Consider the following 8,682-nt stretch of genomic DNA (forward strand, 5'->3'; position numbering starts at 1 on the left):
TAATTAATTCCCTGTTAAGTGATACGGATGTTTTTGGCTATTTTCCCCAGTGCCAGCGGTCTGCGTTTTTCCACAAAGAAATAAACGACGTTGAATGCGGACTTGCGATGATTCCCTCGACCAAGAGAAGGCCAGTTGCGGAAGGATTCGATCTGTTCTTCTGAATAAGGCGTGTCAGAGAAGTCAAACAGCACAAGCAAGGCTTTGCCATCGTGCTTCATCAATTTCTTTACTTCTGTACTGTTGACGGTCGCGGAGACATTGGAACGTGCCGCAGTTGGTTTACGTACTGCAAACTCAACGGCTACATCATCAATGACAAAATCAATGTAACCGTGCCCGGATACAGTTCCTGGCAGCTTGCTTTTTACTTCCGGTGAGACATTATCTGCAAACCAACCCAGCAAATAGCAACGTACCAGAGGCAGTAATTCCCGCTCGCTACATTCGTTCAGACGTAGGGTTTTGACGAACTCCCTGCGATAAAGAGAACTGAAAAAGTACTCAAAGCATTCCGTTATTTCAGTGATGGTGGCTGCCATGGCTGCATCATTTACCTGCTATTAGGTCCATTTTTAAGGGCATACCTTTCCGGCCATAATGTTTCCGGTGTCGTATCCAGAGCCCCGGCAATAATGCGCTCAGCTCTGGGGTAATGACGCTCTAAGGCGTTATTTAATGTACGTGGCGCAAGGCCGTGACTGCGTGAAAGTGACGCCAGCGTTAACCCTCGCTTGTGAAGTGCTGCCACAATATCGGCACGATGCCAGTTCCCTGAACTTCCTTTGCTCTGCTTTTTCTGCGATGCTGTTGAGTTACGCACAGTATTAACTCCATGGAATCATTACATGGATATTAAATGCGAATAAAAGATACCTTTCAAGTTTTTTTGGTATCTATTTGTGGGTTTTCATATTAACGCATTGATATCTGGTGAAATTTATATGAGCAGTAAGAGATCAGTATCGGCCATACCGACCCATCCTGAAGCTTCTGTTGAAGAGGCTAAAGACTGGCTGACAGCAGAGGAATTCACTCATATTGAGGGAATGCCGGGCACTGCGCGTGGCGCCAGGATGCGCCTGGAAAAGCTGGCATCTCTGCACCCGGAAATACGTCGTAAAAGGACTGCCGGGAAAGGCGTGGTTTACCATATCAGCGCAGCCACAATGTCGCTTGATGATGAGAGAAACAGGGCTAAGGGCGAAGCGTTTGCTCTCACCGACAGCGATCGCCAGCTTAGCCTCTGGATACAGTTGTATCGCAATATGTCACCAGCTTCGCGGGCGCAACTGATGGAGCAGGCCCTCAGGCTGGTAAAGGACGATCTGATGTCTCAGGGACCTGATCTTTCTGAACTGGCGGTACAAATCATGAAACTGCCCGAAGATGAGCGTAAGTGCCTTTTTGAGAAGCTGAACGGGAAGGTGTGATAGCGTCAGTTTTCTGCCATGTCAGACAGAAGGAACCACCCCGGAATCCTGACCTGTCTGACATGGCAGAATGGAAAGTATGCCATCACTTAATAATGAATAAAAACCTATTATCAGTTATTTCATTTCTGAACTACATATTAGTTTCTTATTGTTACTATTTGCATTAAAAGTATGTTTTTGATATAATACTATTGCTGATGAATTATATTTTACCCAGTCAGTACGTTGTCATGCACTTACCATTTATTAGGTGATTAAACCCCACCTATGCTGGTACAGACATAACGTCTTGTCAGAATATGTTGAACAGGAAAATCACTGATGAATATTGTCCATCAGGAAGGGCTAGCTATGCCCGTAGATCAGGAATTAATAAATATCATATTAAATGAAGCGGGAAATCCAACACCGCATAAAGCCAAAATTACAGCCGTTAGTCTGTTATTTAAAGACCTGAGTTACAGCGCTGAAAAGGGCGGTTACCATCCTGTCGAAATACGGCTTATTTCTCGTAATGACGAATGGTATTTCGATTACATCACCGACTTCAGTTATATGGATGTGGTTTACACCGAACTGGAAAAGGAAATTGATTTTAGCTGGAGTCAGCAATATGTCTTTCTGGCTCATGTTGGTGACTTGCCTGTTAACGCCGGAAGGGAGTTATTTGAAATCTGGCAATCCAACTTTATCCAGTATCACGCCATGAACATCTACACCATTACCGTTCTCTGGGAAAGCTAATCCCACCGCACTAATTATCACTACTTTATGGGGAATTATCTGTGACGACTGACAGAGGGATACGTGCGTCTCAACAGGGCGAACTGGACTGTCTTTGCGGTGCTTATTGCGTGGTTAACATGCTGAGCTGGTTGTATGACGGCAGGGTGAAACGACGCCCGTTAATGAACCGGCTTATTCAGGCTTATCAGCAGCGCTGGCCTTTGCATGAATGGCTGACTGAAGGGATTGAAGAGGACCGTCTGGACTGGCTGATAGCGCAGGTGTTGCAGAAAGGGCACTACAGCCGCCAGTTCCCGGTTCAAATCACCAGACCCTTTGCAAGGAAGCGGGGAGTAACAGACGGGCGACTGTTCAGGGAAATGCAGCGGTTTCTTGATGTTACTGATCACTCCCGCCTGATTATGCTCAGCGACCAGTTTCACTGGTCCCTTCTGGTCAAAATGGATGAGGAAACGCTCTGTTTCTTCGACAGCAACGGGCGAACCACCATGCCCCGTAAAGCTTTCTCCCTGCGTACTGGCGTAACCCGCCGCCAGCTGTTTCCCGGTGCCATTTACTTCATTGAAAGGGCGTTCTGACATGACCATGTTTACCCAACGTGAAACCCGTATCCTCGATCAGGCGCGTGACATTATTAGCCGGTACTATCAGCGAGGGGTTCAGCTCTGCTCCCCTGATGATGTTCGACGGTGCGTGATGGTTGAGCTGGCACCGCTTGAACATGAAGAGTTTGGCATCATCCTGCTCGATAATCAGAATCAGCTGCTGCACCGCGAAATCCTGTTCAGGGGTACGCTAAACTCGGTCAGCGTTCACCCCCGTGAAGTTATCAAACGCGTGCTTAAATATAATGCTGCCGCAGTCATCCTTGTCCACAACCATCCCAGCGGCGAGCCTGAGCCCAGCCGTTGCGATATCAAGTTGACTAAAAAGCTTCAGGAGCTACTCGAAATGCTGGATGTGCGGTTACTTGATCACTTTATCGTGGCAGGAACTGAAACGGTGTCGATGGCTGAACGGGGGCTGGTGTGATGCTGAAAGTTACCTGGTTTAATGTACGTTATCACGGGTTACGCGCATGAGCAGGGCAGCGTTACGTCAGGTCGTGCCGGTGGTGCAAACCACCGTGTTCGATGCGTATATTGTCGGTCTGGCACCATCGGGACGGCGGGGCATCACCAGCCTGTTAAACCGCAGTGCCAGCATACTTAAACGCGGTTCGGGCGCAGATAACTATCCGTGGGAACAACTTAACTACGCCACCGTCGCCAAAGTACGTGCGGCACTGTTGGATGACGGTTACGCCGTGTCGTCGGTGAACATGGCGCTGTCAGCACTGCGGGGCGTGGCACAGACGGCCTTTAATCTCAATTGCATGGATGCCGAAACGCTGGCACGTATCCGGTCAGTGAAGCGCGTTAGCGGCGATATCCAGCGTAAGGGAAGGGCGTTAGACAAGTCGGAAATTCGGGCGCTGATTCATGCCGCAAAACAGCATCCGCAGACGGTACGGCGCTGTCGTGATACCGCCATTGTGCTGACACTTTGCGGAACAGGTCTGCGGGCCGGGGAACTGGTCAAACTTGAGCGCCGGGACTATGACAACGGCATCCTGACAGTGAGGCAAGGGAAGGGGCGAAAATACCGTGAAATTCACGTGGCAGATGCAGTGGATAAGGCCATACGCGCATGGCTGAAAGTCAGCGCAAGCGAAGCTGATGGTGCGTTGTTCGGACGAATTCAGCGTAACGGTAAGGCCGCCAGCCAACCTCTGACTACGACGGGGTTAACGGGTATCCTGGCTGAGTTACAGCAGACGTCAGGTATTGCACGTTTCACCCCACATGACATGCGGCGCACCTTCATCACCCGTTTACTGGAGCAGGGCGTGGATATCAACACCGTCCGCCAACTGGCAGGCCACAGCGACATATCCACGACAACCCGCTATGACTGTCGTGGTGAGAGCATGAAAGTCAGCGCCAGCAAACGCATCAGGTGTTTTTAGCTTTTGAGCCGTTTCCAGACGCGGCTTTAGTTTTATCTTCAGCACTCAACCGCGCGTACTTTTGATTCTGGACGTTAATCAGTGCATTGATATTTTCAGGCTGAAGTACCCACGCAACATCCTCACGCGCCCATTCTTTACCGTCAGAGAGTCGTTTTAACCGGGGTTTCCATATTCCATACTCATTAAGTTTTTCTGCTACCGAAGCATATTTCTCACGATCTGACTCCCCCGTATGAAGCTTGTCAAAACGACCTTTTACAAGCTGGTAAACAGTGTAGATTTCCAGTGCCTTAGGGGACCTGGCCGGGACTATCATGGGGTGTTCCTCCGACCTATAAATCCCGTTTAGCTCTCCCTCATTGAGCAGGTCATTAAACATGTGGTTCACGCAGGCACTCAGCACATCCGCCGCTTTCTCTGCAGCGAATTTATCCGGGCTAAAACCCGCTCCCGTCAGTTTCCGGGCAATCAGTGCCAGCTTTTGCCGGGTATCCCGCCCCAGATAGAGCTTCTTCTCCAGAAATTCAAAGACCTCGTTACTGCTTTTCCGTTCCCGGTGGCATCTGGCGTCAGCCTTGTTGCTTTGGTTACCAATCATAGTCACCTCCATGAGAGCATTTTGTACAAAATATCACCATTGAGCCTCAGTGAAAATTGCTTCTTTATATGACCGTTTTGGAGACAGAAATAGATGATCTCGAATGACATCCACATTAAAGATGTCCTTAAAGTGCTCAACGAAGGCATCGTTGAGTGAATCCTTGCGTTTTTTGGTGGTTGTAAATAACCCCGCTCCTGAAACAGCTCAAAGGAGCACAAGCATGAACACCAACCGTATTTTGCGTAAAAAAGAGGTTCTTCATCTGACGGGGATCTCGTCAGCGACGTTGTACCGACTCATCTCGAAAGGAGTCTTTCCTTTGTCAAAGAAGCTAACGGGCGACAGTGGCCGGGCGGTGGGTTGGCTGGAGAGTGATATCAATAACTGGGTTAACAGTCGTATGCAGGCGGGAGAATAAAATGAAAGAGATAATAGCTAAAACAAGTTCTGCGAAAGAAATAGCAGTCCCCTGGTTTGAAACCATGGGGAAACAGGTTGGGTTATCGAAACGTACTACCGCTGCCATATTAAGGGAACAACAGTTGCGGATACGTAAGCTTAACCGGGTATCTGCACGGATTTTGTCTGATGCCATCAAAAGAGGGGAGCACTGGTGGGAGGATGAGTGCAACATATACGGTAAAATAGCGTGTATTCTTGACAGGTGTAAATACATTCCATGTGGAAGTGGAGCCTGTGCGCAATGTAACGCTGCTAAACAATTACATTACCAGGGCGTTTCGGTGGGGAATAGTTTACCGGGTCATACGACGTTAAATTTAGATTATTTAAGGCCGACTGATGATGAATATTCATCTGGCTGGACTGCAAATGACTTAGTTGAACGGCATCAGGATATTTTTTAATCCTTAACAGGATATAGCAATTTTGCCTGAATAAAAACCGGACACATTACCCTGTTGCTTTACTCAGGTGGCAGGGTAATGAATACAACCAGGAATATTAAATGAACGAATCTTATTACTTCAGAACATCAGACCCGGATTACATTCGCCACGCACCGTCAAGGCTTGAGATTTTAAGCAAAGCATTCCCCACTATTATTACGCAGCAGGAAAGTGAGCATGAATTGCAGCGTCTTATTCATTTACTAAATAAACTGAAAGGCAGCAATCGCTGCTACAACATCATTGCTCAAAGACTCAGGCAGTGCAGAAACGGATCTCCATGCAACAGTCTTATATGCCCGCATTGCCAGCGGGAACGCATTCTGGCGCAACTGGCTATGCTGCATGTCCTGCCGGGGAATTCAGCAGAATATGTGGGAGTGGTCCTGTTTTTCAACAAGGATACGCAAACTCCGCCGCCATGGAAGAACACCGATGCGCTCAGGGCGCAAATTGGTCGTTATAAGCAGAGGATAAGCCGGGTACTTAACCGACTGGGGTACGCCGGTCCGGCCACAGGCACCTTTAGTATGATGCGCCATATGCCTGATGGCCCAGCGCGTATTTTCTGGGTTCCACAGTTGTGTTTGTTCCTGCCCAATGACAGTACGTTGATTAAGGGGCTAAAAGCGCATATGTCGCGAAGTAGTGGGGAATTTATTGATGCGACGACAGTTAACACGCCGGTGATCGTGCCCAGGTATAAAGACCCCGCCAGGCTACTTTCATGCGCCCTGGAGCCCGCCTGGCACACAACGGATTATACACTGACTGATAAAGACGCTCTTGTTAAGTCCAGAGTAGCGCCATTGAAAGGTCGGACACTGTTAAAAAGTTTACTGGCCCTGGACTCACTGGGAACAGGTGCCGTTTCTTTTTCGTTTGGGCAACCCCAGGGAAAGTGCATTGATTTCCCGGTAATGCAGCCACTGCAATGCACTTTTGTTGTTGATCAAATTGCAGTGGAACGACGGGTAACACTGGCAACCACTGCATTTTCGTTGTTGTAAAACTGCAGCGCTCGCCTGTGATTCTGCTGGCACTGATGCACTTTAAAATTCCAACTGTTCCGGTTTTAGCGTAACTGTCTGTTTTCTGCAGAGTCTTACGGATGCCTCTGTGCACCCGATCCTTGCCATCAACTGACGGGTTAGCGCATCTGCGAGGACTTTCTGCGTTTCTGCCAGTGAATATTCTACACACAATGGGGGGAGCGGTCAGCGAGCACCATTGCCATTGAGCGCAACGGAGAGCCTGGGGACACGCAGCATAACGGAGGCTTTATCCGCTTCTCCAGTCATGAAACAACATGGCGAACGAGCGCAGCGAGTGAGGGAAGGCGTCAGCCTGAACAGGGGGAAAGATTTGCGACCGGAGTGGAGCAAATCATGGGCGGAGCCCATCCTCGCGACTGGGGTTTTGACTTTCAAATTACCCGACTTAAAAACTGGTGAAATGGTCTGCGTAAGAGTCAACGTAATAGCTGATGCAACAACACCATGCTGAGACGGGGCCGTGAGTACTGAAAAGGATTATCCAGTGAGGATCCCTAAGTGGGTTTATGACCGTATTACTGAAATAACGGATTATGTCGTGGGGGATACGCAATGGGCGGTCACCCGGCGGCAGACATTACGGTGGTTCCTGGCCCACATATGGCTGGAAACAGACGATGATGGATGGACTATATGCACTGTCCGAGATATCCGTAGCAGCTACGCCAGTCTCCTGGGACAGTGTGAAATTAGTTACCAGGGGGAGTACTTTATGTCCACGCTAACTGATTTCCTGCCGACACTGTCGGATATTGAATTTCGTGCAGGGAAAGCGAGCAAAGACCCGGAAAAGCGTAAAGCCAATGCTTGGCTGTTCAATCCCAAGTGGACTATGTGTGATGAGGCTCAATTGGGCAAGCTAAATCTAGTTGACCTTGAAACCGGTGAGTCTGTCAGTTTTAAAGCTCTGCTTAAGGCGAACGGGAAAGCTCCTAGGCATGCGATAGATGTTGAGAAGCGTCAGACTGACCTAAAACAAAGGGAAAAGGCGTTCCTGGGCAAGGTTACGCGGGGGCGCATGCACATCAACCTGGTGAAGGAATTACGTAGCCGGGAGCCTGATTCCTATTACCGTGCAGGAATACGCAGCCTTAACCATCTCTACAATGGCAGGATTGAGGGACAATATGTCACTTATGACCATCATTATCGTCTGACATTTGGAGGGCGGTATTACGATCAGGTGTTCCAGAATCTACCCAATGAGTTGAAAGCGAAGTTTCGTTGCGGGTTACTCAACTATGACATCGAAGCCTGCAATCTGGCCTGTCTGAACCATCTGTTCAGGGAATATGGTGTTGATTGCTGCGTGGATGCTTCTATCTATGCGGAGATGATCGAACATACCGGGCTGACCCGGAAACAGTGCAAGTCCATAGTCCATACCACCACCTACAGAATTGGGCGTGTGACTATCGGTATTAATGATGGCCTTGGAGCAAAAGTTTATCAGTGGTGCGGTAATAGGAGGAAAAAGGCGCTGAAGATCCTGCGTTGGTGGAACCAGTATGTCAGCCCGTTGAGATGCTCACTTGAGTCATTGCTGGAGCGTGTGCATGACGCACACCGCAAAAGTTGTTCATCACCGCGTAACTATCACAGGTACGCCAATGAAGTCGGTTTAATACTGGATCTGAATAGTGAGGAGTATCAGCGTGAAAAGACTCACCATCAGCAATATGCGCGAAATAAGGCACTGTTGGCGTTTATGATCTGTGGTGTGGAGCAGGCGTTTATCCGTGAGGTTGTGAGGTTGAATCCTGGCAAAGCCTGTATGCTCGATCACGATGGGGTAGTGGCAACGGGCGCGCTTTCACTGCCGGACTGGCATGGTTTCACAATGAAAGAAAAGGAGTAAAGGGCTACTGCATCAGAATTGAACTGGGACGCAGAATTCAGTAAGCCACAACAATATGAACGGAGA

Annotated in this window: 12 protein-coding genes; 9 read left to right on the forward strand and 3 right to left on the reverse strand. The window is 48.9% G+C overall.

Annotated elements, in window-relative coordinates:
- Positions 1-14 precede the first annotated feature (14 nt).
- Together ACE38U_RS13350 and ACE38U_RS13355 are read right to left on the reverse strand one after the other, a co-directional pair.
- Entirely contained in the window at positions 15-542 is a 528-nt protein-coding gene (locus ACE38U_RS13350) for a hypothetical protein (RefSeq protein WP_375529910.1), read from the reverse strand.
- Positions 543-553: 11 nt separating this feature from the next.
- Positions 554-823, reverse strand: a complete 270-nt coding sequence (locus ACE38U_RS13355; protein WP_001669504.1) for a helix-turn-helix domain-containing protein — start codon at positions 821-823, stop codon at positions 554-556.
- 121 nt (positions 824-944) lie between these two features.
- Between ACE38U_RS13355 and ACE38U_RS13360 the strand changes: the two genes are divergently transcribed.
- From ACE38U_RS13360 to ACE38U_RS13380, 5 genes are all read left to right on the forward strand, one after another.
- Complete coding sequence (locus tag ACE38U_RS13360; RefSeq protein ID WP_375529911.1) at positions 945-1,433, forward strand: hypothetical protein; 489 nt, start codon at positions 945-947, stop codon at positions 1,431-1,433.
- A 354-nt stretch (positions 1,434-1,787) separates the two neighbouring features.
- Positions 1,788-2,180, forward strand: coding sequence for a DUF2787 family protein (locus tag ACE38U_RS13365; RefSeq protein WP_375529954.1), 393 nt, complete (start codon positions 1,788-1,790; stop codon positions 2,178-2,180).
- Positions 2,181-2,299: 119 nt separating this feature from the next.
- The gene (locus ACE38U_RS13370; RefSeq protein WP_375529955.1) at positions 2,300-2,761 is read left to right on the forward strand and encodes a hypothetical protein; all 462 of its coding nucleotides are present in this window, start codon (positions 2,300-2,302) and stop codon (positions 2,759-2,761) included.
- Between the two features lies 1 nt (position 2,762).
- Positions 2,763-3,215 (forward strand): RadC family protein, encoded by a 453-nt coding sequence (radC, locus tag ACE38U_RS13375; protein ID WP_375529912.1) that lies wholly within the window; start codon positions 2,763-2,765, stop codon positions 3,213-3,215.
- Positions 3,216-3,261: 46 nt separating this feature from the next.
- Positions 3,262-4,191: a tyrosine-type recombinase/integrase gene (locus ACE38U_RS13380; RefSeq protein ID WP_375529913.1), complete on the forward strand. Its 930-nt coding sequence runs from the start codon at positions 3,262-3,264 to the stop codon at positions 4,189-4,191.
- Here ACE38U_RS13380 and ACE38U_RS13385 read toward each other — a convergent pair.
- Positions 4,178-4,792 carry a hypothetical protein gene (locus ACE38U_RS13385; protein ID WP_016248782.1) on the reverse strand — a complete coding sequence of 205 codons (615 nt, stop codon included), beginning with the start codon at positions 4,790-4,792 and terminating at the stop codon, positions 4,178-4,180. The genes ACE38U_RS13380 and ACE38U_RS13385 overlap by 14 nt on opposite strands.
- A 223-nt stretch (positions 4,793-5,015) precedes the next feature.
- Between ACE38U_RS13385 and ACE38U_RS13390 the strand changes: the two genes are divergently transcribed.
- The 4 genes from ACE38U_RS13390 (at position 5,016) to ACE38U_RS13405 (ending at position 8,616) form a co-directional block, all read left to right on the forward strand.
- Positions 5,016-5,213 (forward strand): helix-turn-helix transcriptional regulator, encoded by a 198-nt coding sequence (locus ACE38U_RS13390; RefSeq protein WP_001357429.1) that lies wholly within the window; start codon positions 5,016-5,018, stop codon positions 5,211-5,213.
- Between the two features lies 1 nt (position 5,214).
- Positions 5,215-5,661 (forward strand): hypothetical protein, encoded by a 447-nt coding sequence (locus ACE38U_RS13395; RefSeq protein WP_016248780.1) that lies wholly within the window; start codon positions 5,215-5,217, stop codon positions 5,659-5,661.
- A 101-nt stretch (positions 5,662-5,762) separates the two neighbouring features.
- On the forward strand, positions 5,763-6,713 hold the full coding sequence (locus tag ACE38U_RS13400) for a hypothetical protein (RefSeq protein ID WP_375529914.1): 951 nt from the start codon (positions 5,763-5,765) through the stop codon (positions 6,711-6,713).
- Between the two features lie 757 nt (positions 6,714-7,470).
- Positions 7,471-8,616 carry a hypothetical protein gene (locus ACE38U_RS13405; protein WP_233444150.1) on the forward strand — a complete coding sequence of 382 codons (1,146 nt, stop codon included), beginning with the start codon at positions 7,471-7,473 and terminating at the stop codon, positions 8,614-8,616.
- Positions 8,617-8,682: the final 66 nt, after the last annotated feature.

The sequence above is a fragment of the Cedecea selenatireducens genome, from assembly GCF_042138895.1.
GTDB lineage: Bacteria > Pseudomonadota > Gammaproteobacteria > Enterobacterales > Enterobacteriaceae > Cedecea > Cedecea selenatireducens.

Coding starts and splice junctions, on each gene's coding strand:
- ACE38U_RS13350 (WP_375529910.1), bottom strand. CDS start 542: ATGGCAGCCACCATCACTGAAATAACGGAATGCTTTGAGTACTTTTTC.
- ACE38U_RS13360 (WP_375529911.1), top strand. CDS start 945: ATGAGCAGTAAGAGATCAGTATCGGCCATACCGACCCATCCTGAAGCT.
- ACE38U_RS13365 (WP_375529954.1), top strand. CDS start 1,788: ATGCCCGTAGATCAGGAATTAATAAATATCATATTAAATGAAGCGGGA.
- ACE38U_RS13370 (WP_375529955.1), top strand. CDS start 2,300: ATGCTGAGCTGGTTGTATGACGGCAGGGTGAAACGACGCCCGTTAATG.
- radC (WP_375529912.1), top strand. CDS start 2,763: ATGACCATGTTTACCCAACGTGAAACCCGTATCCTCGATCAGGCGCGT.
- ACE38U_RS13380 (WP_375529913.1), top strand. CDS start 3,262: ATGAGCAGGGCAGCGTTACGTCAGGTCGTGCCGGTGGTGCAAACCACC.
- ACE38U_RS13385 (WP_016248782.1), bottom strand. CDS start 4,792: ATGATTGGTAACCAAAGCAACAAGGCTGACGCCAGATGCCACCGGGAA.
- ACE38U_RS13390 (WP_001357429.1), top strand. CDS start 5,016: ATGAACACCAACCGTATTTTGCGTAAAAAAGAGGTTCTTCATCTGACG.
- ACE38U_RS13395 (WP_016248780.1), top strand. CDS start 5,215: ATGAAAGAGATAATAGCTAAAACAAGTTCTGCGAAAGAAATAGCAGTC.
- ACE38U_RS13400 (WP_375529914.1), top strand. CDS start 5,763: ATGAACGAATCTTATTACTTCAGAACATCAGACCCGGATTACATTCGC.
- ACE38U_RS13405 (WP_233444150.1), top strand. CDS start 7,471: ATGTCCACGCTAACTGATTTCCTGCCGACACTGTCGGATATTGAATTT.